Origin of the sequence: Devosia faecipullorum (assembly GCF_015158295.1) — a bacterium.
GTDB classification, from domain to species: Bacteria; Pseudomonadota; Alphaproteobacteria; order Rhizobiales; family Devosiaceae; genus Devosia; species Devosia faecipullorum.
In genome coordinates this window covers 164195-189306 of the sequence record NZ_JACDXV010000005.1, presented here as the reverse complement: position 1 = coordinate 189306, position 25112 = coordinate 164195, and the positions used below count along the sequence as shown (strand labels likewise).

The following is a 25112-nucleotide window of genomic DNA, read 5'->3' as shown; positions in this document are numbered from 1 at the left end:
CGCCGAGCGCGAAAAAACCGAGGCCTGATTGCTCGATCCCCTTATTCTTCTCGCCCTGATGGCCGTCGGCATGCTAGCCGGGTTTGTCGATGCCATTGCCGGGGGCGGAGGCATGATCACCGTGCCGGCGCTGCTGTCCGCGGGCCTGCCCCCGGTTGCGGCCCTCGCGACCAACAAGATGCAATCCATGGTCGGCACCGGCATGGCGGTCCTGACCTATTGGCGGCGCGGTTTCGTTGCCCTGCGCGAGCTGATCCCCGCCATCGCGCTGACCTTTGCCGGCTCCTCGCTCGGCGCCTTCATTGTCAGCCGCATCGACGTGTCGCTGCTCAATATCGCCGTGCCGGTGGCGCTGATCGCCATTGCGCTCTATTTCCTCTTCGCCCCCAAGCTCTCCGATGCCGACAAGGCCGCGCGCCTGCCCTTCCGGCTCTTCGTGCCGGCCATGGGCTTTGCCATCGGCTTTTACGACGGCATTTTCGGCCCCGGCACCGGCGCTTTCTTCACCGTTGGTTTCGTCGTGCTGTTCGGGCTGGGGCTCACCCGCGCCACCGGCAATACCAAGGCGCTCAACTTCGTCTCCAACCTTGCCGCCCTAGTTGTTTTTATTCCGGGTGGCCATGTCGTCTGGCCGGTAGCCATATTCATGGCCATCGGCCAGCTTATCGGCGGCTATCTCGGCGCCCGCACCGGCATTCGCTACGGCGCCAAGGTCATCAGGCCGCTGGTGGTGGTGGTGTCGATTGCCATGGCGATCAGGCTGATCTTCTTCAACAGCTGACTATTCGTCGGGTGCTGGTTGGCAATTCTACGACCACCGGTCGTCACCCTCGGGCGTGACCCGAGGGGACTTTACTTGGCGATCTTATCCCAAAGATCGCACCAATCTGGATTGTTCTGCTCGATCAGTGCTTCGATACCACCGCTTGATCGAGGTTTCGCGCTGGATCGCCATTCCGATCTCGTCAAACGCTTCAAGATATACCAGCCGCCTAATGGCGTTGGCCTTGGTGTGGCCGGCCTTATGGGCATCATGAAATATAGGCCCCTCGGGTCAGGCCCGAGGGTGACGGCCGGTGGGGGCGATCAGGCCCTTCATCAAACACCAAAAAGGCCCCGGTGTTTCCACCGGAGCCTTCCACAAAGATCGTGACTGGGAAGAAACGATCCTTGAAGCCATAATTCTTTCAGGCGGCAATGCCGCCCGGCAGTCGTCTGCCGCGCCCGCGCAGGGCCAGTTTTTGGCCCAGCGCGGTTTTAGCGCGTCGGGCCGAAAACGGTGCGGCCCGTGAGCGAAAGGAACCTAAGGCGTAAGCCTTAGAAATCCATGCCGCCCATGCCGCCCATGCCGCCGCCGCCTGGCATTGCCGGTGCGTCAGGCTTGGGGGCTTCCACGATGGTGGCTTCCGTCGTGATCAGCAGCGAAGCAACCGAGGCTGCGTCCTGCAGGGCGTGACGGACGACCTTGACCGGGTCGATGACGCCGAGCGAGACCAGATCGCCATATTCGTCGGTCGCGGCGTTATAGCCGAAGGTTGCCGAAGCGTTTTCGAGGATCTTGTCGACAACGACCGAACCTTCAGCGCCGGCATTGTTGGCGATGGTGCGGACCGGAGCCTGCAGCGCGCGACGCACGATGGAGATACCGGCTTCCTGGTCGGCATTGGCGCCCTTGACGGTGAGGGCAGCCGAAGCGCGGAGCAGGGCAACGCCACCACCCGGCACGATGCCTTCTTCGACGGCGGCGCGGGTTGCGTTCAGCGCGTCATCGACGCGGTCCTTGCGCTCCTTGACTTCCACTTCCGTGGAGCCGCCGACGCGGATCACGGCAACGCCACCGGCCAGCTTGGCCAGACGTTCCTGCAGCTTCTCGCGGTCGTAGTCCGAGGTGGTTTCCTCGATCTGGGCCTTGATCTGGCCAACGCGGGCCTGGATGTCGTCAGCCGTGCCGGCGCCATCGACGATCGTGGTGTTCTCCTTGGAGATTTCCACGCGCTTGGCAGTGCCCAGCATGTCGAGGGTGACGTTTTCGAGCTTGATGCCGAGATCTTCCGAGATCACCTGGCCGCCGGTGAGGACGGCGATGTCTTCGAGCATGGCCTTGCGGCGATCACCGAAGCCCGGAGCCTTGACGGCAGCGACCTTGAGGCCGGCGCGCAGGCGGTTGACGACCAGGGTCGGCAGGGCTTCGCCATCGACGTCTTCGGCGATGATCAGCAGCGGACGCTGCGACTGAACGACAGCTTCGAGGATCGGCAGGATGGCCTGCAGGTTCGAGAGCTTCTTTTCGTGCAGCAGGATGAACGGGTCTTCGAGCGTTGCCGTCATCTTTTCGGCATTGGTCACGAAGTAGGGCGAGAGATAGCCTCGGTCGAACTGCATGCCTTCAACGACATCGAGTTCGGTTTCGGCGGTCTTGGCTTCCTCGACGGTGATCACACCCTCGTTGCCGACCTTCTGCATCGCTTCGGCGATCATGTCGCCGATGGAGGCTTCGCCATTGGCGGAGATGGTGCCAACCTGGGCAACTTCGGCCGAGGAGGTGATGCCCTTGGCCGAAGCCTTGAGCGAAGCCACGACTTCGTTGACGGCCAGATCGATGCCGCGCTTCAGGTCCATCGGGTTGAAGCCGGCGGCGACGGCCTTGACGCCTTCGACGACGATGGCCTGGCCGAGAACGGTGGCAGTGGTGGTGCCGTCACCGGCAACGTCGTTAGTCTTGGAGGCGACCGAACGCAGCAGCTGCGCGCCCAGGTTCTCGAACTTGTCTTCCAGTTCGATTTCCTTGGCGACCGAGACGCCGTCCTTGGTGATGCGCGGCGCGCCGAACGACTTTTCGATGACGACGTTACGACCCTTGGGACCGAGCGTGACCTTCACCGCATTGGCGAGGATATTGACGCCGCGCAGCATCTTTTCGCGGGCATCGGTGGAGAATTTGACTTCCTTGGCGGCCATTTATGGCTCCTTGAATTGTCTGGTGGTTGAGGGGGACGACAGGTGCAGTGAGAAGCGAATTACGCTTCGATCACGCCCATGATGTCGCTTTCCTTCATGATGATCAGGTCTTCGCCATTGAGCTTGACCTCGGTGCCGCTCCACTTGCCGAACAGCACGCGATCGCCGGCCTTGACGTCCAGCGCATTGATCTTGCCGTTTTCATCGCGGGCGCCGGGGCCCACGGAAACGATCACGCCCTCGGAGGGCTTTTCCTTGGCGGTATCGGGGATGATGATCCCGCCTTTGGTCTTTTCTTCACTGTCAACGCGGCGGACGACGACGCGGTCATGCAGGGGACGGAAGCCCATGGATTGCTCCTCTTGGCATCATTGCTAATGCAAAAATCTGAACCTGTTAGCACTCGATTTACCTGAGTGCTAACAGGCTGCCCGGGATATAGGTATGGGGACCAAACAGAGTCAAGGCGCGTGAACCGAAGTTTTTTCTCGCGCGTTGTGTGGGTGTGACGCCGGATCGATCCGAGGAGCCCATCATGACCGACAAGCCTGCCACAGCCACGATCACCCCGGTGAACGGCCGGGTGCACGTGATTTTCGACGATGCGGAAATCGCCAGTTCGCTCAACGCCCTGCGTCTGGAACGGGCGGGCCGGGCGCCCCAGGTCTTCGTGCCGCTGGACGATGTCCATCCCGGCATTCTCGAAGCCTCCCACGTCGTGCGGGAGGATGAGGGGCCCGGCAAGGCGCATTTCTACACCATCAAGACCCTCACCGCCGACGGCTTGGACGAGGCCTGGTATTATCCCTATGCCGAGGGCGACTACGCCCCGATCCGCGATCTGCTCACCTTTGGACAGGATCGCATCCGCATTGAGGTGTCGGAGGTTTAGCTCTTTCCGCCCCTGAGCGTGCCCAGATGGGTCCGGGTGAAGCCACTGGCATATTTGAGCCCATAGCCGAGCATGCGGTCGAACCCGATATGGGCGAGGTGAATGAGCGCGATCTGCACCACTAGGTCACTGCCCAGCAGATGGCCCGCGAGCCCGATCAGCAGCGGCACGATATAGCTGTGGCAGAGATTATAGATGATCGCGCCGGTCCTGTTGCCCGCCGCATAGCCGATGAATGAGAGATCGGGGACAAACAGCAATAAAAGATAAACCCACCAGATGCCGCCGCTCAAGAAATACAGCGTGGTGGCAACGGCCAGGACGGCCAGCCCCTCGAGCCGCAGGATCGTGCGGACATGGCCGCCAACGGCGCCGGTTTCTATATTATTCTGCATGTGTCTCCCCGGCCAACGATCGTCAATGCCAATAGCATGGCGAGGCATTGGGGCCATGCAAAATCGCCGGACGTCCTTATCTGCCAGGGCGCGTCCAGCGGCAGGGTGCCGGAACGCCTTTGTGGCTGAATAGCAGGACAAATCCGCTCTCCCTCTTCCCCCCATGGCAAGACTGGGCCATAAGGCTGGGATGAGCGAAAAATCCTCCCTTCAGATCAAGCTGCGCCGCAAAGGCGGCGTTGGACCCAACACCAATTGGCACTGGGAAGTCCAGGATGCCGCCGGCAAGGTTCTAAAATCCGGCAGTGCCGTCGGTGAAGAACACAAGGCATTTGCCACGGCGCGCATCGCCAGGGAAAAGCTGGAAGCCGCCGCGGGCGAATAGGCCCGGGCCGATAGGACTGAATTGACCACGATTGCCGCCGAGACCGACGCCGCGCCTTCCCTCAGCAGGAAGGGTGGCCCCCTGCGCGGCATCACTCTAAAGGTCGTTTCAGTCGGCTGCTTCGTGATCATGGCCACCATGCTCAAGGCGACCCAAACCATTCCCTCGGGGGAAATGGTGTTCTTTCGCGCCTTCTTCGCCCTGTTGCCGGTTCTGGTCTGGCTCGCCTGGAAAGGCCGGCTCTCCGATGCCTTTGCCACCACGCGCCCGCTGGGCCACGTGCTCCGCGGGCTGATCGGCGTCACCTCGATGAGCCTGGGCTTTTTCGCCCTGACGCGCCTGCCTTTGCCCGAAGCGACGGCCATCGGCTATGCCTCGCCGCTGATCATCGTCATTCTCTCCGCCGTGCTGCTGCGCGAGCGGGTCCATGTCTTTCGCTGGACCACGGTTCTGGTTGGGCTTGTGGGCGTCGTCATCATCCTCTGGCCGCGCCTCACCCTGTTTTCGGGGGATGCATCCGCCCTCGATGGCGCGACGATCGGCGCTCTCGCTGCTTTGGGCGGCGCCTTCCTCTCCGCCTTCGCCATGCTTCAGGTCCGTACCCTGGTGCAGACCGAACGCACCGAGACCATCGTCACCTATTTCTTCATCAGCGCCAGCGTGCTGAGCCTGTTGACCCTGCCGTTCGGCTGGGTCATGCCCACGCCCGAACAGGCAGCGCTGCTCGTGGGCGCCGGCTTTTTCGGCGGCATCGGCCAATTGCTGCTGACCTCGTGCTATCGCTATGCCGATATGTCGGTGATCGCGCCCTTCGAATATGTGTCGCTGATCCTCACCATCATCATCGGTTTCGTGATCTTTTCCGACATCCCCACTGCCGCCATGCTGACGGGCAGCGTCATCATCGTCGCCGCCGGCATCGCCGTCATCCTGCGCGAACACTGGCTCGGCCTCGAACGCACCCGCGCCAAGGAAGCCAATACGCCATAAGGCGTTTCACGGAAAAACCTTAGCCCGCCGCCGCCATTTCGGCCCAGTTCTGCCGCTTGCGATAAATGGTGGATGGGCTGATCTCGAGTGCCGCCGCCGCCAGCGAGATATTGCCTCCGAATGCGGCGATGGCATCCTCGATGATGCGCTGTTCCTGCTGCCACATGGGCAGGATGGAGCGCCTGGTATCGGCGCGCGGCGCTTCCACCGGCGCGGGTGCGATAGCCTGCGATTCGATGTCGGCGGCCGAGAGCATTGGCGCGCTGATTTCTCCGCCATCGAACATCACCACCATGCGGCGGATGAGGTTCTGCAATTGCCGCACATTGCCGGGCCAGTCGGCGGCGGTCAATTGCTGGGCGCCCTCGGGGGTGAAGCCGGCAAAACTCTTGTGTTCTTCGCGGGCATAGCGGGCGAGGAAATGGCGGGCCAGCACCATGATGTCGCTGGGCCGCTGGCGCAGCGGCGGCAGGTGGATGGGTAGCACATGCAGGCGATAGAACAGGTCTTCGCGGAATTTGCGCTCGGCGATCAATTGCATCGGATTGCGATTGGTGGCGCAGATCACCCGCACATCCACCTTGCGCGCCGCGGTCTCGCCGACGCGCGACAACATGCCGGTTTGCAGGAAGCGCAGCAATTTCGATTGCAGCGACAGGTCCATTTCTCCGATTTCGTCGAGAAACAGCGTGCCGCCATCGGCCAGTTCCGCCGCGCCCTTGCGGTCGTCATGCGCGCCGGTAAAGGCCCCGCGCACCACGCCGAACAATTCGCTTTCCATCAGGTCGCGCGGAATGGCGGCGCAATTGATGGCGACGAAGCGCCGCTCGGCGCGCGGCCCCTTGGCATGCAGCGCCTCGGCGCACACATCCTTGCCGGTGCCGCTCTCGCCGGTAATGAAGACCGGCGCCGAGGACGAAGCCACGCGCCCGATCTGCTCATAGAGAAATTGCATGGCGCTCGAGGCGCCGACGAAACCGGCATAATCGGCCATGACCGGCTCCGGGCCGCTTTCGCAGCCCAGCGAGCGCGGCCGGCCATGGCGTTGCGCCAATTCGCCGATACGGCTGGCCAGCGTCGCGCCGCTGACGGGCTTGGCGACATAATCGTGGGCCCCGGCGCGCATGGCCCCCAGGGCCGCGCTTACCGAGCCGCTATCGGCCACGGCCAGTACCAGCGCGCCCTCGGCCAGCCGCACCAGCCGGCTCATTGCGTCTTCGATGCCGGGGGCGAGGTCGATCAGGCTGCCCAGATCGGCGATGATGATGTCGAAGCGGCTCCGGCGCAGCTTTTCGGCCGCCATGCGGCCATTCTCGGCCACGCAGACCTGCGGGGTGACCAGCAACGCCTCGCACAAAGCCTGCCCCATGCGGCGGGCGCAATCGGCGTCGCTGTCGATCAGCAGCAGCTGGCCGCTCAGCGAATTGTCGCTTCCGCTCGTCGTGTACATCGCCACTGGCACCCCGATCTCGCCCCGCTATGGGGCCGTCTTCTTCTTGAGCCGATTGTTTCGGATTAGGGTAAATATTCCGTTCTCCCCGCGCGCCCAAATTGGTCTTCCTTCCATCGCCCCTTGGTGGCGCCGCCCGCCAAATAGGCCGGGGACAGTGGCTTTACGGCGCTTTTTCGGGGCGGAACGCAATGCTATGAAAAAGAGCCGAATCCTCCGGCGCCCAGGAAGGGGTTGCAGGTTCGCCCGTGCAGGTCTTGATTTATTCATTCATCGCGCTGTTTGCCGCCGCCATGGGGGGGCTGGCCTATTTTGCGTTGACCTTCACGCCGGCCAATGCCGTCCTGGTCGCATTGGTCTTTGGCTGCATCGGTGTTCTGGCCATGGAGCGGGTGTTGCGCATCCGGGCGGAAAATCGGCTCGAACGCGCTATCGAGGATCTTTCTCGGCTCCTGGCCACCGATGCGCAGGCCGGCGCCGTGCTCGGCCAGCGCATCAATGCCATTGCCGACACCAATCCGGGCCAGCGCCTTGAAACCGTCGAGGCCGATATTTCCGTGCTCGGCACCGTCATCCGGCAGGTGGCCGAGGCCGTGGCCGAAATCGAGGACAAGGTCGCCAAGGCTCCGCCGCGCCGCGAAATGTCGAGCGGTGACCGCATGATCGCCTCGCCCCCGCCGGCCGCGCGCCCCGCCCCCCGCGAGCGGGAGCCGGTCATTCCGCTCGAAACCTTGCGGCAGGCCCTGTCCGATAAAAGGCTGGTCCAGCATATCCAGCCCCTGCTGCGTCTGCCCCATCGCCGCGCCATCGCCTATGATCTGGTGCCGCGCCTAGTGCTGGAAGACGGCGATCTGGCCGATGGCCCCGATTTCCTTCCCCGGCGTGGCGGCTATGACGTGCTGCGCCATATCGAGGGCTCCGCGCTTGTAGAGGCCATCGCCATTGCCCGCCGTGCCCGCACCGGCGGCCAACCGGTGGCGCTCCACATTCCGCTGTCGCGCGCCACTTTGGGCGACGGCCCGGCCATCGAGCAGGTTCAGGTCTCGCTCGACGCCAATCGCGCCATTGCCGATGGGCTGACTTTCCTCATCGAGGAGGCCGACTGGATGGCCATGACCGCCCATGAGCGGGCGTCCACCGATTCACTGGTGCGCAAGGGCGCGGGCTTCTCGCTCTCGGGCGTCACCTCGCTGCGCATCGATGTGGCCGAACTGGCAGCCCAGGGCGTGCGCTCGCTGCGCGTTCCCGCCGTCGACCTGCTCGCGAACCCGGCCTCGCTCACCGATTTTCACCTCTCCGACATCGCCAATTATCTGGCGCGCTTCGATGTCTCGCTGCTGGCCACCGGCATCGCCAATGAACGCCAGATCGTCGAATTGCTCGATAATGACATTCTCTTGGTTCAGGGCGATTATATCGGCGCCGCCGGCCCGGTTCGCCACGACCTCTCTTTGGACGTCAGCCGCACCATTGCCCCGCAATTGCGCCGGGTCTAGCCGGGCGAGCGCTACGCCGGACAATGCTCCGATTCCAAGGCCCCTGCGCCTCCCTTCTTCAGGGGAGGGCCGGAATGGGGATTCTGCGCTATCAACCTGGCCCTGATGGCGAAGAGTTCGACCCCGCCACCTGAGGCGGAGCCGGGTCACAATATTTCTATCGCCGGCCCAGCCCTGCCACTTTGCGCGTCAGGGCGCCGATCAGCCCGCGCGCTCCACCTTCGGCCCTTTCCGCTGGCGTGTCATCCCGCGACAGCGTGAACCCGCCGATCACCCGGTCCAGTTCGCCCGCTTGCGCTTCGGTCTGCTCGATGGCGGCGTTGATTTCCTCGACCAGGGCCGCATTGTGCTGGGTCATTTCGTCGAGCTGGCGCACTGCGACATTGACCTCATGGATCGAGGCCGCCTGCTCGCCGCTGGCGCGGGCCATGTTTTCCAGCAAAGCCGCATTGGCGCTGATGCCGTTCTGCACCGCCACCAGCCGTTCGGCGGCCTCGGCCACGAGCCTTGAGCCGCCCTTGACCTCGCCGGCGCTCTGTTCGATCAGCGCCTTGACCTCGCTCGAAGCCTGCGCCGCCGATTGTGCCAGCCGGCGTACTTCCACTGCGACCACCGCGAAACCCTTGCCTGCTTCGCCCGCCCGCGCCGCTTCGACGGAAGCGTTGAGCGCCAGCAGATTGGTCTGGAAGGCGATGTCGTCGATCAGTCCGATAATATTGGAAATCTTGGCCGAGGATTGGGTGATCCGCTCCATCGCCGCATTGGCTTCGTTCATCACCGTGCCGCTGGCCTGCGCCTCGCTCGACACCAGGCGGGCCTTTTCGCTGGCCTCTCCGGCATGGCTGGCATTGTCGGCCACCACATTGCGCAATTGCTCCATCGAGGCCGAAGTTTGTTCGATCGTGGTCGCCTGCCTTGTGGTGCGTTCTGAAAGGTCATTGGCGCCCGAGAGGATTTCCCCCGTCGCCGTGCGAAGGGCGCCCGAAGTGTCGCGCAATTGCGTGACGATCTCGCCCAATTGCTCGGCCACCCCATTGGTGTCGGCCTTGAGCCGGCCGAAAGCGCCCTTGTAATCGCCGGTGACACGCAGGCTGAGATCGGCCTTGGCCAGCGCGGCCAGAACCGTTCCGGTCTCCCCGATGCCGCGTTCCACCGTCGCCAGCAATTCGTTGACGTTCTCGGCGAGGCGCGCCAGTTCGGCATCGGGCAGGGCGGTGTCGGCCCGCAGTGAGAAATCCCCTTCGATGGCTGCGCCCACCACCCGGCCGATATCCTGTTGCAGCCCCTCGACCATGCGCACCTGCGCCAGGCGCTCGGCATTCATGCTGTCCTCGGCTTCGCGCAATTCGGCGATGCGCAGGCCGTTCTGGCGGAACACTTCCACCGCGTCGGCCATCTGGCCAAGCTCATCCGTACGGCCAATGCCCGGCACGTCGGTATCGAGCCGGTCGGCGGCGATGCCGCCCATGGCCAGCGTCAGCCGGCTGACCGGACGGGTCACGGTGCGGGCGATCATCGCGCTGGCAAAAGCCGACAGCGTCAGCAGCACCGCGCCGGTCACCAGCAGCCTGTTGCGCAGCGCCGCCGAGGGACCCAGGATGTCGTCTGCGCTTTCCAGCGCCACCACGGCCCAGTCCGAGCCGCCGAAGGATAGCGGCGTGCTGGCCGCGATATAGCCTTCTTCATTGAAGCGCACGCTGCCCAGTGCTGGCGTGCCTGCCAGTGCCGTCGCGACAATATCGCCGGACAGCTCCACATTGAGCGCGTCGTCGCTTTCGGTCTTGGGGGAATCGTTGCGCACCAGCCCGTCCTGGCCGGCCAGATAGACTTCGCCGCTATCACCCAGTCCCCTGGTGCGCGCCAGAAGCTCGCTGATCCGGCCCAGCGGCATCTGATAGACCAGCACTCCCGAAAGCATGCCCTGATTGATCACCGGTGCCGCGATGAAGCTCGCCGCGCCGTCATGCGGGCCGTAAAAGGCGAAGTCGGTCAGGAAAATCTCGCCCGCTTCGCCGCCCAGAGCCTCGCGCACCACCTTGCCCAGGTCGCTATCGGCCCATGGCCCGGCGCCCTCGGCGAATTGCGTGCCGAAATCGGCCTGTTTCTGCACCGAATAGACATTGTTCGCATCGGTGTCGAACAGGAAGATGTCGGAATAGCCGCGCGTTTCGAGCAGGGCGCGGAACTCGGCATGCTGTGGGCGGTGGTTGAGGTCATAGGCCAGCAGCGTGTTCGAACTGTCGAGCAGGCGGCGCTGGTCCTGTGGATGCGGATTGTCGGTGACATAGGCCTTTTGCAGCAATTCCGCCGGATCGCCCTGCGAGGTGAGGGAGCGATAGGCCCCGGCAAAGGACATGAGCGCCGCCGAAACGTCCTTGCGGCCGGCAAACAGCGTCAGATCCTCGGCCACCTCGCCCAGATAGGCTTCGAGCGCCGCATTGGCGTTTTCCGAAGCGGCGCTGAGCCTTTGCTCGGCCTGTGCGGTGACGATGCCGTCGCTGCTGAGATAGGCGGCCACGCCCAGGCCTAGCCCCGTGACCAGGGCGATGCCCATGACCATGGCCGGCAGCTTCACGGCGAGTTTGATTTGGCGCGACATGACCGGGAAGCCCCCCATTGCCAAAAGGCGATCCACAAAAGGCCTGCTCGCGTCTCCTCCGCACAGCGGCCGGTATAGTGCGCGAACAATAAGAATCAAGCGGTTAAGGAAGTTCTTCCGTGGCGCGCATCACCATGATGCGAAGGTTTTGCTTGATCCGGTGGCGCAAAGTGCCACATAGGCATGTCTCAACTCCCTCTGACGAAAGCACATCATGACCGCGCCGCTCCCGATCATTTCCGGCCTTTCCGACCTCTCGGGCCGCTACGATGCGGTCCTGAGCGATGTCTGGGGCGTCATTCACAATGGCGTCGCCGCCTTTCCCGAGGCGGTCGAAGCCCTGCGCAATTTCCGCCAGGCCGGGGGCAAGGTGGTGCTGATCACCAATGCGCCGCGCCCCTCCGCCCCGCTCATCGCCATGCTCGACCGGCTGGACGTGCCGCGCGACGCCTATGATTCCATCGTCTCCTCGGGCGACGCCACCCGTTCGATGATCGCCAGATATCGCGGCAAGGCGATCCACCATGTCGGCCCGCCCACCGAGGACGATGCGCTTTATGAAGGGCTCGACCTGCGCCGCACCGGCCCCGAAGAGGCTGAAGTCGTGGTTGTCACCGATCTCGATACCGATGACGATACACCCGAAATGTACCGCGAGCGGGCCAAGTACTGGCTCGAGCGCAAGCTGCCGATGATCTGCGCCAATCCTGACCGTGTGGTCGAGCATGGCGACCAGATCATCTATTGCGGCGGCGCGCTGGGCGATCTATATGCGGCCATGGGCGGCATGGTCCACATGGCCGGCAAGCCCTATCAGCCGATCTACGAGGAGGCATTCCGCCTCGCCGAGGAAGCCGCCGGTAAGAGCCTCGACAAGTCCCGCGTCCTTGCCATCGGCGACAGTGTGCGCACCGACGCGACCGGCGCCGCCCAGTTCGGCATCGATCTGCTGTTCATCACCGGCTCCATTCATGCCGCCGAACTCGACGCCTTCGGCAAGCCCGATCCGCAGGCCATTGCCGATCTCATCGCCCCCAGCCGCGCCCGCACTGCCGGCTATCTGCCGCGCCTGAGCTGGTGAGCCGATGACCTTTAGATCCGCGCCATCGCGGTCATCCATGGTGTGCTTGCGGCAGCAGGAGAAGCGCTGAATTGAGCTTTACCCGCCTGTCCAGTCTCGCCGATCTGCCTGCCAGCCTGCGCGGCGCCTATGTGGCCATCGGCAATTTCGATGGCCTGCATCGGGGCCATCAATCCATCATCGATGCCCTGCGCCAGCGGGCCGGGGCGGCGGGCGTGCCGGCGCTGATGCTGACTTTCGAGCCGCATCCGCGCGACGTCTTCGCGCCCGCGCCCTTCATGTTCCGCCTGACTCAGGGCGACGCCAAGGCCCGGCTGGCCGCTTGCCTGGGCCTTGACGGCATCGTCATCCTGCCCTTCGACCACGCCTTTTCCCAGACCGAGGCGGAAGATTTCGTCGAGACCATTCTTGTCGAACAATTGGGCGTGCGCGGCGTCATCACCGGCTCCGATTTCCATTTCGGCCGCCAGCGGCGCGGCACGCCGGCCTTTCTGCGGGCGGCGGGCCAACGGCTCGGCTTTGCCGTCGAAACGCTCGACCTTATGGATGAAGGCGACGAGCCCATCTCCTCCTCGCGCATCCGCGCGGCGCTCTCCGAAGGCGCGGTCACCGCCGCCAATCGCCTGCTCGGCTATCACTGGTTCTTCGATGGCTGCGTGGTCCAGGGCGATCAGCGCGGCCGCGAACTGGGCTTTCCCACTGCCAATACCATGACGCCCACCGGCTTCCAGCTGGCCCAGGGCGTCTATGCCGTGCGCGCCCGCCTCGGCCAGCGCCTCTTCGATGGCGTCGCCGCCTATGGCAAGCCCATGTTCGACAACCAGCGCCCGCCTTTCGAGACGCATCTGTTCGCCTTTGACGAGGACATTTACGGCCAGACCCTGCAAGTGGCGCTGATCGGTCATATTCGCGGCCAGGAAGTGTTTTCCGGGCTCGACGAACTGATCGCCGCCATGGACCGGGATTCCAACAAGGCCCGCGCCCTGATCGCCGAGGTCGCCCCGCTTGGCGAACTGGACGAAAAGCTCGGCTTTTTCGGCTAGGACGGAATTTTTCCGCGCCTCTTCCACTCATCGCGCCCCGGGACGCGATGCATGCGCTTGGCTTGCATCCCGAAATCACCCTTTGCCCCCGCCGCCATGCCTTGCTAAAAGGCCCGCACATCTTCCGAACCTGATTGCCGATCCATGAACGACACCGCTCCCGGCGCGACCGAAAAAGACTATTCGGCCACGCTTTTCCTGCCGGAAACCGAATTTCCCATGCGTGCTGGCCTGCCGACGCGCGAGCCCATCTGGCTGCAGCGCTGGCAGGACATGGACATTTACGCGCTTCAGCGCGAGCAGGCCAAGGATCGGCCGCTCTTTACGCTCCATGACGGCCCGCCCTATGCCAATGGCAATATCCATATTGGTCATGCGCTCAACAAGGTGCTGAAGGATCTGGTGTCGCGCTCGATGCAGATGCTGGGCTACAATTCCGCCTATGTGCCGGGCTGGGATTGCCATGGCCTGCCCATCGAGTGGAAGATCGAGGAACAATATCGCGCCAAGGGCAAGGACAAGAACGAGGTTCCGGTGGTCGAATTCCGCCAGGAATGCCGGTCCTTTGCCGAGCAATGGGTCGATGTGCAGCGCGAGGAATTCAAGCGTCTGGGCGTCTTGGGCGAATGGGACAATCCCTATCTCACCATGAGCTTCGACGCCGAAGCCCAGATCGCCCGCGAGCTGATGAAGGTCTCGATGAGCGGCCAGCTCTATCGCGGCTCCAAGCCTGTCATGTGGTCGGTGGTCGAACGCACCGCGCTCGCCGAGGCCGAGATCGAATATCAGGACTATGAGAGCGACGCGATCTGGGTGAAGTTCCCTGTGACCGAAGGCGCGCTTTCGGGCGCTGCCATCGTCATCTGGACCACCACCCCCTGGACCATCCCGGCCAACCGCGCCATCTCCTTTTCCAGTCGCATCGACTACGGGCTTTACGAAGTGACCGAGGCTCCAGCCGAAAATTGGGCCAAGGTCGGCGACAAGGTGATCATTGCCGATAAGCTGGCGGGAGAAGTCTTCGCCAAGGCAAAGGTCACCGGCTACGAAAAGCGCGCCGCCGTCACCGCCGATGATCTCAACGCTGTCACGGCCGCCCATCCGCTGCGCGGCCTCGCCGGCGGCTATACCTTCGCCGTGCCGCTGCTCGATGGCGAACACGTCACCGACGATGCCGGCACCGGCTTCGTCCATACCGCGCCGGGCCATGGCCTCGACGACTTCGGCATCTGGATGGATTCGACCCGCCTGCTTCAGGAGCGCGGCATCGATCCGTCCATCCCCTATGTCGTGGGCGATGACGGCTTCTACACCAAGGACGCTCCCGGCTTCGAGGGCGGGCGGGTCATCGACGACAACGGCAAGAAGGGCGACGCCAATAACCGCGTCATCACCGCCCTGGCCGAAGCCGGCAATATCATCGCCCGTGGCCGCATCAAGCACCAATATCCCCATTCCTGGCGCTCCAAGAAGCCGGTCATCTTCCGCAATACCCCGCAATGGTTCGTCTATATGGACAAGCCGATTGATGGTGCTGACGATACCCTGCGCACCCGCGCGCTCAACGCCATCGACGCGACCAGGTTTTATCCCGCCACCGGGCAGAATCGCCTGCGCGCCATGATCGCCGACCGCCCTGATTGGGTGCTCAGCCGCCAGCGCGCCTGGGGCGTGCCGATCACCGTCTTCGTCAATAAAAAGACCAACGAAATCCTGCGCGACGAGGCCGTCAATCACCGCATCGCCCAGTCCTTCGAGGATGAAGGCGCCGACGCCTGGTACCAGGACGGCGCCGCCGAGCGTTATCTCGGTGCCGAGTACAAGGCCGATGATTACGAGATGATCCGGGACGTGCTCGACGTCTGGTTCGACAGCGGCTCGACCCATTCCTTCGTGCTGCGCAACAAGCAGAAATGGCCGCATCTGAAATTCCCGGCCTCGATGTATCTCGAAGGCTCGGACCAGCATCGCGGCTGGTTCCATTCCTCCCTGCTCGAATCCTGCGCCACCAATGGCCACGCGCCCTATGACAGCGTTCTGACCCATGGTTTCACCATGGACGGGGAAGGGCGCAAGATGAGCAAGTCGCTGGGCAATGTCGTTGCCCCGCAGGAGATCATCAAGCAGTTCGGCGCCGACATCCTGCGCCTCTGGGTCGCCTCCGCCGACTATTCGGAGGATTTGCGGCTCGGCAAGGAAATCATCCAGACAAGCGTCGATTCCTATCGCAAGCTGCGCAATACCATGCGCTGGCTGCTCGGCAATCTGGCCCATTTCAAGCCCGAGGATGTGGTCGATCCCGCCGTCATGCCCGAGCTCGAACGGCTGATGCTGCATCGGCTCGCCCAGCTCGATGCCGGCGTGCGCGCCGCCTACAAGGATTATGACTACCGCAAGGTGGTCACGCTCCTCACCAATTTCATGAATATCGAGCTTTCGGCCTTCTATTTCGACATCCGCAAGGATGCGCTTTATTGCGATCCGATCTCCTCGATCACCCGTCGCTCGGCGCTGACCGTGCTCGACCACCTGTTCAACGCGCTCACCGCCTGGCTGGCGCCGATCCTGGTCTTCACCATGGAAGAATGCTGGCTCGAACGGCATCCGGGCGCGGACCAATCGGTGCATCTCCGCCTCTTCCCCGACATTCCGGCCTCCTGGCTGGACGAGGAACTGGCGGCCAAATGGGTGCTGATCCGCGCCGTGCGCCGCGTCGTCACCGGGGCGCTGGAAATCGAGCGCCGCGAAAAGCGCATCGGCTCCTCGCTCGAAGCAGCCCCCAAAGTCTTCGTTGCCGATCCGCGCTATATCGTGGCGCTGGAAGGTCAGGATCTGGCCGAAATCGCCATCACCTCGGCGGTGGAGATCAAGCAGAACGAAGGCCCGCTCGACGCCTTCCGGCTCGATGACGTGCCCGGCATTTCCGTGGTCTCGGCCCTGGCCGAAGGCCAGCGCTGCGCCCGCTCGTGGAAAGTGCTGCCCGAAGTCGGCTCGGACCCTGATTTCCCCGACGTCTCCCCCCGCGACGCGCAGGCATTGCGGGAACGCGAAGCGGCTGGAATTTAGAACTGCCCCGTCGGCTCCTGCCACCTCCCTCCCTATAAGGGGAGGGGTAGGGGTAGGGGGCCGAAGGGTCGCAAGAATGAAGAGTTCCGGGCTTGCCAGCCCAACCCCCACCCCCAACTCGCCCTCAAGGGAGGGTTTTTGGAGAAGCCGGAGCCGATGAACGCCCATTCCCTGCGCAATCCCACCATTCTCGCTTCGCTGATGGCGGCCATTCTCGCCTTCGGCATCGACCGGGCGCACAAGGGATTTCACATTGCCGCCGAATGCTATGGTATCGGCCAGGCCATCTGTGTGCCGGTGCCCTTCGCCTATGTGCCCGCGGGGCTCACCGGCTGGCGGGGCGGGGAAATCCTCAACCTCACCGCCTTCTTCGATTATGTCCTGGTCTGGAATACCGGCATCTCCTATGGCCTGCTCGATGGCATGCCGGTCTGGGTTCTGGGCATCATCATGGGCGCCGCCATCATTGCTCTTGCCGTCTGGTGGTGGCGCTCCGATGTGCTGCTGATCCGGCTGGGCCTTGCGCTCTGCATTGGCGGGGCGCTTTCCAATGCGCTTGATCGCCTGCTTTACGGCGCGGTCGCCGATTTTTTTCATTTCCATTGGGCCGGCTGGTCGTTCTACATTTTCAACCTCGCCGATGTGGCGATAACCTTCGGCGTCATCTTGCTTTTCGCCGACCTCTTGGGCCTTGGACGCAAGCGGGTGAACAAGAGCGCTTGATGAAGGCAATCTCCGTGTCGCCGGAATCTGGTCTTGGCGTCGGGAATGCGCTATAGAAGCCGCCAATATCGAAGGGATGTTGCATGCGTATTGGATCGACCGGGCCGATTTCAGCTTTTCCGACCGCTATTCGCGCCGGCCTTGCGGCGCTGGGTCTGGCCGCGACGCTCGCCCTGGGCGCCTGCACCACCATTGAAGGCGCCAATGCCTTGACCGATTTCGGCACCTTCGAGCGCGAAGTCATGAATACGACGGCGCGCGGCGTCGGCCTCATCCCCGGCGATCCGCCCAAGGAAGACCTGACCGCCGCCCGCGCCCCCCTGGCGCTGCCGCGCGATCCTTCGGCCCTGCCCACGCCGACCGTTCAGGCGGGCGCCAGCCAATTGCCGACCGATAGCAGCAAGGTGCAGATCGACACGGCGAACCTGACCGCCGCCGACATCGAAAATCTGCGCAATGCCCGCGTCGTCGATCTGCGCTCGCTTTCGGGTCGCCCGCTCACCGAGGCGGAGATCAACCAGATGACCGCCCGCATGCGCGCCGCCAATATGCAGGTGACCGGCAATACCAAGCGCCCGCTCTATCTGCCGCCGGCTGAATATTTTACCCGCGTCGGCGATGCCCAGCTGGTCTGCCGCGCCGCCAATGGCGATCTGGTCTCGTTGCGCGATGACCGCTGCCCCGCCGATGTCCGCCGCGCGCTGCAAGGCTCCGGTCCCACCACCAATGCCACCTCGGGCAGCTTGGGCGCGCGTCTGTTGGATTCCGAAATCCGCAACTAGGCGCGTCGTTCGCATCGCAAAATACAGGGCGGCCGGTTCAACCGGCCGCTTTTCACATTTACCGCGCCGCCCGTTCCGGGTCCCGCATGTCAGAAAGTTGCGCTCATGAGCGACGCCCCCAAACAGCCTGAAACCGCCGACCGTCTCGCCAAGGTCATTGCCCGCGCCGGGCTCTGCTCGCGCCGCGATGCCGAGGGCTGGATCGCCGATGGCCGGATCTCGGTCAATGGCAAGAAAGTGCTCACCCCGGCCTTCAACGTCACCTCCCGCGACCGCATCGAGGTCGATGGCCTGCCGCTGGCCGCGCGCCAGGGCACGCGCATCTGGCTCTATCACAAGCCCGCCGGGCTGGTGGTGACCGAGAAAGATCCCGAAGGCCGCCCCACCATTTTCGAATCGCTGGAGCGCAAGGGCCTGCCCCGCGTGCTGACCGTGGGGCGTCTCGACATCAATACCGAGGGCCTCTTGCTGCTCACCAATGACGGTGGCCTCAAGCGCGTGCTCGAATTGCCCTCCACCGGCTGGCTGCGCCGCTATCGCGTCCGCGCCTTTGGCCAGGTGACCCAGGCCCAGCTCGACGGCCTCAAGAACGGCATTGCCGTCGATGGCGTGCAATATGGCCCGATCACCGCGACGCTCGAACGCGAGCAGGGCGCCAATGTCTGGATCGTCATGGGCCTGCGCGAGGGCAAGAACCGCGAGGTCAAGAATGTGCTGGGCGCGCTGGGGCTCGAAGTGAACCGGCTGATCCGCGTGTCCTATGGCCCGTTCCAGCTTGGCGACTTGCCCGAAGGCGGCGTCGAAATGGTCAAGTCCCGCATGCTGCGCGACCAGCTCGGCAAGAAGCTGGCCGAGGCTGCGGGGGTCGATTTCGAAAGCGAAATGCCCGATTTCGAGCCGCAGCGCGATGAGAATCACCGCGTCCGCTCGCCGCGCGACCGCGACCATGCCCGCCCCAATCCGGCGCGCGGCAGCGCCTCCGGCCGGCCCGAGCGCGAGGATCGTCCGGCCGGACGTCCGCGCCGCATCCATTTCGAGGACGATGGTCGCGCGCCCGAAACCTATACGCCCAAGGATCAGGATCGTAAGCGTCCCGACCGCGACGACCAGCCCGCCCGCGCCTTCGGCAAGCCGGCCCCGCGCGGCGATCGCCCCGAGGGCGGCAAGCCCTTCGGCGATCGTCCCAAGCGTGATTTCGGGGATCGCCCGGCCCGTGGCGGTTTCAATGACCGCCCCAAGCGCGATTTCAGCGACCGCCCGCAGCGCGGCCCGCGACCGGAACGCAGTTTCGAGGATCGTCCCAAGCGCGAATTCGGGGATCGTCCGCAGCGCAGTTTCGGCGACAAGCCCGCGCGCGGCTCCTTCGGTGAGCGCCCGCAGCGCCGCGACGGCAAGCCCTTCGGTGATCGTCCGCAGAATGGCCGTCCGGCGGGCAAGTCTTTCGGGGACAAGTCTTTCGGTGACCGCCCCCAGGGCAATCGTCCCGGCGGCAAGCCCTTTGCCGGCAAGCCGGGTGGCCCGCGCCCAGGTGGCGCGAGGCCATCGGGCGGCCGTCCGTCATCGTCTGGCTCGCGTCCGCCTGCCGGTCGCCCGGGTGGTCCGCGCAAGCCTCGCGGTTAAGCCATGCGCATCGTCGCCGGAAAATATCGCGGCAAGGCCCTGGCCTCGCCATCGGACCAGTCGATCCGCCCGACCTCGGATCGGGCTCGCGAATCCATCTTCAACATTCTCGGCTCCCGTCTTGGGCCGGTCTTTGAAGGCAAGCGCGTGCTCGACCTCTTCGCCGGCACCGGGGCGCTGGGCCTGGAAGCGCTGTCGCGCGGCGCCGCCCATGTCACTTTCGTCGATATCGGAGCCGAGGCGCGCGGCATCATCCGCGACCATATTCAGGCATTCGGGGTGGCCGGCATCACCAAGCTGCTGCGCCGTGACGCCACCGGGCTCGGTGCGCCGGGCACGTTCGGCCAGTTCGATCTGATCTTCCTCGATCCGCCCTATCATCAGGGTCTGGGCGAAAAGGCCCTGGTGGAACTCGCCGGCAATGGCTGGATCGCCCCCGGCGCCATTGTCGTCTGGGAGGAAGCGGCGGACGCGGACGTCATCATCCCCGCCGGCTTCGCGCTGGACGACACGCGCGAATATGGCGCCGCCGCGGTGCGGTTTCTCTCCTTTTCCGGCTGAGCCCCTGTGGGGCGCTTATCGCGCCCCTGTTCTCAGGCCGCCGCCTTGAGGCATTCGGCGCATTGGCCGCGAATTTCCATGGTCGTGCGCTCGACCTTGAAGCCGCGCTGCCCGGCCCAGCCGCCCAGCCGCTCCTCGATCACGTCATCGGCGAATTCGTCCACCTTGCCGCATTTGTCGCAGATAGCGAAGGCGATGAGCCCCTTGCTGCGGCAATGCCCATCGGCACAGGCGACAAAGGCATTGAGCGATTCCAGCCGATGCGCCAGCCCTCGCTCCACCAGCTTGTCGAGCGCCCGATAGATTTGCAGCGGCGCGCGCAGCCCGTCGCCGCGCAGACGGTCGAGAATGTCATAAGCCGAAAGCGGGGCAGGGGCGTGGCTCAGCGCTCCCAGCACCAATTCCTGATTGCGCGTCAGGTCCACCGGCATTGCGTGCTCATGCGCCATTCTGCTCTCTCCTGCCAAACCATCGCGTCGTCGGCAAAGCCAGCGACAAAAGAAAGATCACCAGGGCCATCACCACGATGGATGGTCCTGAAGCGGTATCCCAGTTGCGCGACCCGAACAATCCGCCCGCCACCGCCACGGCCCCCAGCAGGGCGGCGATGATGGCCATCATTTCCGGCGTCGCGCTCAGCCGCCTCGCGGTGGCGGCCGGGATGATCAGCAGCGAGGTGATCAACAGGACGCCGACCAGCTTCATGGCGATGGCGATCACCGAGGCCATGAGCAGCATGAGGATGATCCGGCTCACCTCGGGATTGAGCCCCTCTGCCTCGGCCAGGTCCGGGCTCACCGTCGCCGCCAGCAGCGGTCGCCAATTGAGCCACAGAATGAGGAGGATCGCGACGCCCCCGCCATAGATGATGGCGATGTCCTGCAAGGAGACGGCCAGAATGTCGCCGAACAGGAACCCCATCAGATCGATCCGCACCTGGGTGAGAAAGCCCACGATCACCAGTCCCACGGCAAGGCTCGAATGGCTGAGAATGCCAAGTAGCGCGTCGGTCGAGAGATTGTTCTGTCTTTGCAGCAATAGCAGCGCCCCCGCCACCAAAGCCGCCACCGCGAACACGCCCAGATTCATGTTGATCGATAAAAGGATCGACAGCGCCACCCCCAGCAATGCCGAATGGGCCATGGTGTCGCCGAAATAGGCCATGCGCCGCCATACCACGAAACAGCCCAAAGGCCCGGTCACCGCCGCCAGCCCGACCCCCGCCACCAGCGCCCGGGAAAAATAATCAGTGAGCATGGATAATCCCTCGATGAAGCAATACCCCCACCCCCCTCCTCAATGGGGAGGGGCTCAGGCACCGCGCCTGGAACGCGATCGTGCCCCATTCATCGCCCGTTTCCCTCCCCTCTGAGAGGAGGGCCAGGGAGGGGGTTCCGGCACCGGTCCAAACCTCAATGCCCATGCTGATGTCCATCGTGCTCGTGCCCATGATCATGCGCGCCATCATGTCCCACCACGCAGCCATCATCGTGATGTTCATGATCGTGATGATGCTCATAGATCGCCAGCGTCGAGGCGGCGCGTTCGCCGAACAGCGCCAGATATTGGGGGCTGGTCTTGACCGCATTGGGCGTGCCCCGGCAGCAGATATGCCCGTTGAGGCAGATGACAATATCGGTCTCCGCCATCACCACATGCAGGTCGTGCGAAATCATCAATATGCCGGCCCGGCTGTCGTCGCGGATTTGCCGGATCAATTGGTAGAGCGCCACCTCGCCGGAAAAATCGACGCCCTGCACCGGCTCGTCCAATACTAGGAGGTCGGGCTTGCGGATCATGGCGCGGGCGAACAATACCCGCTGGAATTCCCCTCCGGACAATTCCTGCACCGCCGCCTTGCGCAGGCGCGCCGCGCCCACCGCCTCCAGCGCCGCGTCGATCTCGCTGTCGGGATAATGGCCGGTCAGCCGCATCAGCCGCTCGACATTGAGCGGCAGCGTCCAGTCGATGCTGAGCTTTTGCGGTACATAGCCGATCCGCAGCCCCGGCTTGCGCCAGACGCTGCCCATGCTCGGCTTCAATACGCCGGTGGCCATTTTCGCCGTGGTGGATTTTCCTGAGCCGTTCGGCCCGATCAGCGTCACGATCTCGCCGCGCGCCAGTGTCAGGTCCACGCCCTCCACCAGCACGCGCCCGTTCCGGCGCATTCCGGCATTGGTGAGGGTAATGAGATTTTCTTTCAAACTCTTATGCACGAAAGTCTCGGCTCCATTCCTCCGCTCCCCCATGAGGGGAGGGCGCCGGGGGCGGGGTGCTGCGGCCGGGGAAAATTTGATCCGGCAAACTGCATACTCTTTGCACAACCCGTCTTGACGGCTTTCAATACGTTATAGCATAACACTTTCGCAAGCGTAATAACATAACATATCGCCGATCGCCCTCCCTCCGTCACGAGACCGGAACATGCCTAAATTCGTCCTTTCCCTCGCCGCCCTGTTGCCGATTCTGTTCAGCGGAACGGCCTTGGCCGCGCCCGATGCGGTGGCCTCCACCAAGCCCATTCATTCGCTGGTTTCGGCGGTCATGGGTGATCTGGGCACGCCCAGGCTCATCGTGCGCGGCGCGGCCTCGCCCCATACCTATTCCCTGCGCCCATCCGATGCGGCGGCGCTGGAAAATGCCGATATCGTCTTCTGGACCGGCCATGGCCTGGAATTGTTCCTCGCCAAAGCGCTCGACAGTCTCGCACTAAAGGCCGAAGTGGTGGAACTGGCCAAAGCCCCGGGCATCGTGCTCCTGCCGCTGCGCCAGGGCGGGGCCTTCGAGGCGCATGCCCATGACGAGGCCGACCACGACCATGAGGGCCACGATCATGACCATGACCACGACGGCCATGATCATGACAGTCATGGCGATGGCGACATGCATTTCTGGCTTGACCCCGAAAATGCCGGGCTGATGGTCAGCCACATCGCCGATATCCTCGCCGCCGCCGATCCCGACAACGCCGATGCCTATCGGGCCAATGCTGAAGCTGAACTCCAGCGCCTCGATGCACTGACCGCCGAATTGCAGGTGAAGCTCGCCCCGGTCGCGGGAAAACCCTTCATCGTCTTTCACGATGCCTATCAATATTTCGAGGCCCGGTTCGGTCTTGAATTGGCCGGTGCCGTCACCATCTCGCCCGATGTCATGCCCGGTGCCGCCCGCATCGACCAATTGCGCGACCGCGTTGACGAGCTTGGGGCCACCTGCGTTTTCGCCGAGCCCAATTTCGAGCCTGCCATCATCCGCACCATTGTCGAGGGCACAAAAGCCAGTTCGGGCGTGCTCGATCCCGAAGGCAGCGCCCTCACCGAAGGCCCCGACCTTTACCCGCAATTGCTGCGCGGCCTCGCCGATGGACTGGTGGATTGCCTGGTCCGGGATTAGACCGGTTCAGATTCGCACTGAATTGCCCCCACACGCAATGTCACCCCGGCCAAGGCCGGGGTCTATCCTGAGATGTCGAGATGAAACCCGGCCGGAGTTTATTCTCGGGCGCGAAGCGGCCCGCGATGTCATCATGGGTGGGAGGCCATCGTGGTTCGATCAAAACCTGAAGGCGCACATTTGGCAGCGCTTATTTCAGCGGCCCCTTGAAGATAAAAAACGCGCCCAGTGCGATCAGCGCAAAGCCGATGCCGTGGTTCCAGGTGAGCTTTTCGCCCAGATAGAACACCGCGAACAGCACGAAGACCGAGAGGGAAATCACCTCCTGGATGGTCTTCAATTCCGCGCCCGAATAGACGCCATAGCCGATCCGGTTGGCGGGCACCGCCAGCCAATACTCGAAAAACGCGATGCCCCAGCTGACCAGCACCACCACCCATAGCGTGGCGCTGGGGAATTTGAGGTGCCCATACCAGGCAAAGGTCATGAACAGGTTCGAGGCGATCAGCAGCCCGATGGGCGCGAGCGTAGCGACGTTGAAGCCCAAGGCTTCCTCCACAGCAATCCGGCAGCGCGCCGTCGCTGCTTTCTATCATCGCCGGCCGCAGCGGGAAGCCGGAAATTGCCGCTCCCCGCTAGCAGGTGAAACAGACCGACGATCAGCGGACCTGTCTGGTGACCTGCTCGAGCGCAAAGATGTCGTCGGAAAGGTTGTCGACCTGCTTGCGCACCAAAGCCTGCGCGTCATGCAGGCCCTGATTGTAGAAATAGGCGCCCATCTTGTCGGCGAAAAATTGCATCAGCAATTCGGCGGGGATGGCGCCGATTGACTGGTCCAGTTCGTTGCGGAAGTAATCCTGGATTTCGCCGACGATGGCCTTGGTGGCGTCGCGGTCGAATTTGATAGGCTTCATAATGGCATGCTCCTTCAGCTTGGGTTCATAACCCGAGTCGCAAGGTCGGGGACGACGCTGAATGGTCGCAATGCATCGCTTGGGGAGAAACTGATGCCTGTTCGCCTGTCCATGATCGCCGTGAGCACACTGTTGCTCGCCGCACCCGCCATTGCCGAGCAAACCCAAGCCACCGACATTGGGGAGGTGTTTGCCTGTTCCGACCTTTTCGCGCCCGATACCAGCCATGCGCGCCTGCGCGAGGCCCTGGGCGACGCCAATGTCGAAACCGGCACCATCTACGGCGCCGAAGGCATGGAATTGCCGGCCACGATCCTTTATCCGGACGATCCCGCCCGCTCCATGAACATCATCTGGTTCGACGAGGACAACCTCGCCTATCCCGCCTCGATCGAGCTGTCCGAGAACCAGATCGGGCCGGGCGGCGTGCGCATCGGCATGAGCATTGGCGAAGTGGAAGCGCTCAACGGCCAGAGCTTTCCGCTGGGCGGCTTCTGGTGGGATTATGGCGGCTATGCCTATTTCGAGGACGGCGCGCTGGCGCGGCCCGATCCCGAGCCGGCCTGCTATCTCTCGCTGCGTTTCCTGCCCAGCGACGATTTGGATGCCGATATCGATGTCGGCCCGGTCTCCGGCGATGTCGAGCTCAGGTCCGACCTGCCGCTGCTCGAACAAATCGATACCCGCGTCACCAGCGTCAATGTCGGTTATGAATGGCCTGAGGCCTTGGCCCAAGAGGAGCATTGACCCCAACCGTCGCGACG

24 protein-coding genes are annotated in these 25112 nt (G+C 63.7%); 14 read left to right on the top strand and 10 right to left on the bottom strand.

Features of this window, described 5'->3' with window-relative positions:
* Positions 1 to 28 precede the first annotated feature (28 nt).
* Entirely contained in the window at positions 29 to 781 is a 753-nt protein-coding gene (locus H0482_RS12705) for a TSUP family transporter (RefSeq protein ID WP_230989617.1), read from the top strand.
* Positions 782 to 1317: 536 nt separating this feature from the next.
* Here H0482_RS12705 and groL read toward each other — a convergent pair.
* Together groL and H0482_RS12695 are read right to left on the bottom strand one after the other, a co-directional pair.
* Entirely contained in the window at positions 1318 to 2958 is a 1641-nt protein-coding gene (groL, locus tag H0482_RS12700) for a chaperonin GroEL (RefSeq protein WP_193730429.1), read from the bottom strand.
* Positions 2959 to 3017: 59 nt separating this feature from the next.
* On the bottom strand, positions 3018 to 3308 hold the full coding sequence (locus tag H0482_RS12695; RefSeq protein WP_046103399.1) for a co-chaperone GroES: 291 nt from the start codon (positions 3306 to 3308) through the stop codon (positions 3018 to 3020).
* Positions 3309 to 3493: 185 nt separating this feature from the next.
* Here H0482_RS12695 and H0482_RS12690 point away from each other — a divergent pair, with 185 nt between their 5' ends.
* Positions 3494 to 3850 (top strand): DUF427 domain-containing protein, encoded by a 357-nt coding sequence (locus tag H0482_RS12690; RefSeq protein ID WP_193730428.1) that lies wholly within the window; start codon positions 3494 to 3496, stop codon positions 3848 to 3850.
* On the opposite strand, the gene H0482_RS12685 is transcribed toward H0482_RS12690, so the two are convergent.
* Positions 3847 to 4245, bottom strand: coding sequence for a DUF4260 domain-containing protein (locus tag H0482_RS12685; protein ID WP_193730427.1), 399 nt, complete (start codon positions 4243 to 4245; stop codon positions 3847 to 3849). The two genes, H0482_RS12690 and H0482_RS12685, sit on opposite strands and share 4 nt — an antisense overlap.
* A gap of 190 nt (positions 4246 to 4435) precedes the next feature.
* Here H0482_RS12685 and H0482_RS12680 point away from each other — a divergent pair, with 190 nt between their 5' ends.
* Positions 4436 to 4630 (top strand): hypothetical protein, encoded by a 195-nt coding sequence (locus tag H0482_RS12680; protein WP_193730426.1) that lies wholly within the window; start codon positions 4436 to 4438, stop codon positions 4628 to 4630.
* Positions 4631 to 4660: 30 nt separating this feature from the next.
* Positions 4661 to 5620, top strand: coding sequence for a DMT family transporter (locus tag H0482_RS12675; protein WP_330998260.1), 960 nt, complete (start codon positions 4661 to 4663; stop codon positions 5618 to 5620).
* A gap of 19 nt (positions 5621 to 5639) precedes the next feature.
* On the opposite strand, the gene H0482_RS12670 is transcribed toward H0482_RS12675, so the two are convergent.
* Positions 5640 to 7070: a sigma-54-dependent transcriptional regulator gene (locus H0482_RS12670; protein WP_193730425.1), complete on the bottom strand. Its 1431-nt coding sequence runs from the start codon at positions 7068 to 7070 to the stop codon at positions 5640 to 5642.
* A 248-nt stretch (positions 7071 to 7318) separates the two neighbouring features.
* Here H0482_RS12670 and H0482_RS12665 point away from each other — a divergent pair, with 248 nt between their 5' ends.
* On the top strand, positions 7319 to 8566 hold the full coding sequence (locus H0482_RS12665) for an EAL domain-containing protein (protein ID WP_193730424.1): 1248 nt from the start codon (positions 7319 to 7321) through the stop codon (positions 8564 to 8566).
* Between the two features lie 157 nt (positions 8567 to 8723).
* On the opposite strand, the gene H0482_RS12660 is transcribed toward H0482_RS12665, so the two are convergent.
* Positions 8724 to 11165: a methyl-accepting chemotaxis protein gene (locus tag H0482_RS12660; protein ID WP_193730423.1), complete on the bottom strand. Its 2442-nt coding sequence runs from the start codon at positions 11163 to 11165 to the stop codon at positions 8724 to 8726.
* A 214-nt stretch (positions 11166 to 11379) separates the two neighbouring features.
* On the opposite strand from H0482_RS12660, the gene H0482_RS12655 reads away from it, so the two are divergent.
* The 7 genes from H0482_RS12655 to rsmD all read left to right on the top strand — a co-directional run bounded on the left by H0482_RS12655 (position 11380) and on the right by rsmD (position 20041).
* Positions 11380 to 12246 (top strand): TIGR01459 family HAD-type hydrolase, encoded by an 867-nt coding sequence (locus H0482_RS12655; RefSeq protein ID WP_193730422.1) that lies wholly within the window; start codon positions 11380 to 11382, stop codon positions 12244 to 12246.
* Between the two features lie 71 nt (positions 12247 to 12317).
* Positions 12318 to 13289 carry a bifunctional riboflavin kinase/FAD synthetase gene (locus tag H0482_RS12650; protein ID WP_193730421.1) on the top strand — a complete coding sequence of 324 codons (972 nt, stop codon included), beginning with the start codon at positions 12318 to 12320 and terminating at the stop codon, positions 13287 to 13289.
* A gap of 144 nt (positions 13290 to 13433) precedes the next feature.
* Positions 13434 to 16355, top strand: coding sequence for an isoleucine--tRNA ligase (gene ileS, locus H0482_RS12645; RefSeq protein ID WP_193730420.1), 2922 nt, complete (start codon positions 13434 to 13436; stop codon positions 16353 to 16355).
* 156 nt (positions 16356 to 16511) lie between these two features.
* Positions 16512 to 17078: a signal peptidase II gene (gene lspA, locus H0482_RS12640; protein ID WP_193730419.1), complete on the top strand. Its 567-nt coding sequence runs from the start codon at positions 16512 to 16514 to the stop codon at positions 17076 to 17078.
* 83 nt (positions 17079 to 17161) lie between these two features.
* A complete protein-coding gene (locus H0482_RS12635; RefSeq protein WP_193730418.1) occupies positions 17162 to 17860 on the top strand; it encodes a hypothetical protein in 699 nt (232 codons plus the stop codon).
* Between the two features lie 105 nt (positions 17861 to 17965).
* Positions 17966 to 19480 carry a pseudouridine synthase gene (locus H0482_RS12630; RefSeq protein WP_193730417.1) on the top strand — a complete coding sequence of 505 codons (1515 nt, stop codon included), beginning with the start codon at positions 17966 to 17968 and terminating at the stop codon, positions 19478 to 19480.
* A 3-nt stretch (positions 19481 to 19483) separates the two neighbouring features.
* Positions 19484 to 20041, top strand: coding sequence for a 16S rRNA (guanine(966)-N(2))-methyltransferase RsmD (gene rsmD, locus H0482_RS12625; RefSeq protein WP_193730416.1), 558 nt, complete (start codon positions 19484 to 19486; stop codon positions 20039 to 20041).
* 32 nt (positions 20042 to 20073) lie between these two features.
* Here rsmD and H0482_RS12620 read toward each other — a convergent pair whose 3' ends face one another.
* The 3 genes from H0482_RS12620 to H0482_RS12610 form a co-directional block, all read right to left on the bottom strand.
* Entirely contained in the window at positions 20074 to 20490 is a 417-nt protein-coding gene (locus H0482_RS12620; RefSeq protein ID WP_230989616.1) for a Fur family transcriptional regulator, read from the bottom strand.
* Complete coding sequence (locus H0482_RS12615) at positions 20480 to 21298, bottom strand: metal ABC transporter permease (protein WP_193730415.1); 819 nt, start codon at positions 21296 to 21298, stop codon at positions 20480 to 20482. Before H0482_RS12615 ends, H0482_RS12620 begins: the two co-directional genes overlap by 11 nt.
* A 155-nt stretch (positions 21299 to 21453) precedes the next feature.
* Positions 21454 to 22290 carry an ATP-binding cassette domain-containing protein gene (locus H0482_RS12610; RefSeq protein ID WP_193730414.1) on the bottom strand — a complete coding sequence of 279 codons (837 nt, stop codon included), beginning with the start codon at positions 22288 to 22290 and terminating at the stop codon, positions 21454 to 21456.
* Between the two features lie 175 nt (positions 22291 to 22465).
* Between H0482_RS12610 and H0482_RS12605 the strand changes: the two genes are divergently transcribed.
* Complete coding sequence (locus tag H0482_RS12605) at positions 22466 to 23434, top strand: zinc ABC transporter substrate-binding protein (RefSeq protein WP_193730413.1); 969 nt, start codon at positions 22466 to 22468, stop codon at positions 23432 to 23434.
* Between the two features lie 190 nt (positions 23435 to 23624).
* Here the strand turns inward: H0482_RS12605 and H0482_RS12600 are convergent, their stop codons facing one another.
* Together H0482_RS12600 and H0482_RS12595 are read right to left on the bottom strand one after the other, a co-directional pair.
* Positions 23625 to 23981, bottom strand: coding sequence for a DMT family protein (locus H0482_RS12600; RefSeq protein WP_193730412.1), 357 nt, complete (start codon positions 23979 to 23981; stop codon positions 23625 to 23627).
* Between the two features lie 112 nt (positions 23982 to 24093).
* Entirely contained in the window at positions 24094 to 24348 is a 255-nt protein-coding gene (locus tag H0482_RS12595) for a DUF2164 domain-containing protein (RefSeq protein ID WP_193730411.1), read from the bottom strand.
* 93 nt (positions 24349 to 24441) lie between these two features.
* On the opposite strand from H0482_RS12595, the gene H0482_RS12590 reads away from it, so the two are divergent.
* On the top strand, positions 24442 to 25095 hold the full coding sequence (locus tag H0482_RS12590) for a hypothetical protein (RefSeq protein WP_193730410.1): 654 nt from the start codon (positions 24442 to 24444) through the stop codon (positions 25093 to 25095).
* The last annotated feature ends 17 nt before the right edge of the window (positions 25096 to 25112 follow it).

What these genes read in the sequence shown, in the direction of transcription:
- groL (WP_193730429.1), bottom strand. Translation starts at nt 2,958, where the DNA reads ATGGCCGCCAAGGAAGTCAAATTCTCCACCGATGCCCGCGAAAAGATG.
- H0482_RS12695 (WP_046103399.1), bottom strand. Translation starts at nt 3,308, where the DNA reads ATGGGCTTCCGTCCCCTGCATGACCGCGTCGTCGTCCGCCGCGTTGAC.
- H0482_RS12690 (WP_193730428.1), top strand. Translation starts at nt 3,494, where the DNA reads ATGACCGACAAGCCTGCCACAGCCACGATCACCCCGGTGAACGGCCGG.
- H0482_RS12685 (WP_193730427.1), bottom strand. Translation starts at nt 4,245, where the DNA reads ATGCAGAATAATATAGAAACCGGCGCCGTTGGCGGCCATGTCCGCACG.
- H0482_RS12680 (WP_193730426.1), top strand. Translation starts at nt 4,436, where the DNA reads ATGAGCGAAAAATCCTCCCTTCAGATCAAGCTGCGCCGCAAAGGCGGC.
- H0482_RS12670 (WP_193730425.1), bottom strand. Translation starts at nt 7,070, where the DNA reads ATGTACACGACGAGCGGAAGCGACAATTCGCTGAGCGGCCAGCTGCTG.
- H0482_RS12660 (WP_193730423.1), bottom strand. Translation starts at nt 11,165, where the DNA reads ATGTCGCGCCAAATCAAACTCGCCGTGAAGCTGCCGGCCATGGTCATG.
- H0482_RS12655 (WP_193730422.1), top strand. Translation starts at nt 11,380, where the DNA reads ATGACCGCGCCGCTCCCGATCATTTCCGGCCTTTCCGACCTCTCGGGC.
- ileS (WP_193730420.1), top strand. Translation starts at nt 13,434, where the DNA reads ATGAACGACACCGCTCCCGGCGCGACCGAAAAAGACTATTCGGCCACG.
- lspA (WP_193730419.1), top strand. Translation starts at nt 16,512, where the DNA reads ATGAACGCCCATTCCCTGCGCAATCCCACCATTCTCGCTTCGCTGATG.
- H0482_RS12635 (WP_193730418.1), top strand. Translation starts at nt 17,162, where the DNA reads ATGCGTATTGGATCGACCGGGCCGATTTCAGCTTTTCCGACCGCTATT.
- H0482_RS12630 (WP_193730417.1), top strand. Translation starts at nt 17,966, where the DNA reads ATGAGCGACGCCCCCAAACAGCCTGAAACCGCCGACCGTCTCGCCAAG.
- rsmD (WP_193730416.1), top strand. Translation starts at nt 19,484, where the DNA reads ATGCGCATCGTCGCCGGAAAATATCGCGGCAAGGCCCTGGCCTCGCCA.
- H0482_RS12620 (WP_230989616.1), bottom strand. Translation starts at nt 20,490, where the DNA reads ATGGCGCATGAGCACGCAATGCCGGTGGACCTGACGCGCAATCAGGAA.
- H0482_RS12615 (WP_193730415.1), bottom strand. Translation starts at nt 21,298, where the DNA reads ATGCTCACTGATTATTTTTCCCGGGCGCTGGTGGCGGGGGTCGGGCTG.
- H0482_RS12610 (WP_193730414.1), bottom strand. Translation starts at nt 22,290, where the DNA reads ATGGGGGAGCGGAGGAATGGAGCCGAGACTTTCGTGCATAAGAGTTTG.
- H0482_RS12605 (WP_193730413.1), top strand. Translation starts at nt 22,466, where the DNA reads ATGCCTAAATTCGTCCTTTCCCTCGCCGCCCTGTTGCCGATTCTGTTC.
- H0482_RS12595 (WP_193730411.1), bottom strand. Translation starts at nt 24,348, where the DNA reads ATGAAGCCTATCAAATTCGACCGCGACGCCACCAAGGCCATCGTCGGC.
- H0482_RS12590 (WP_193730410.1), top strand. Translation starts at nt 24,442, where the DNA reads ATGCCTGTTCGCCTGTCCATGATCGCCGTGAGCACACTGTTGCTCGCC.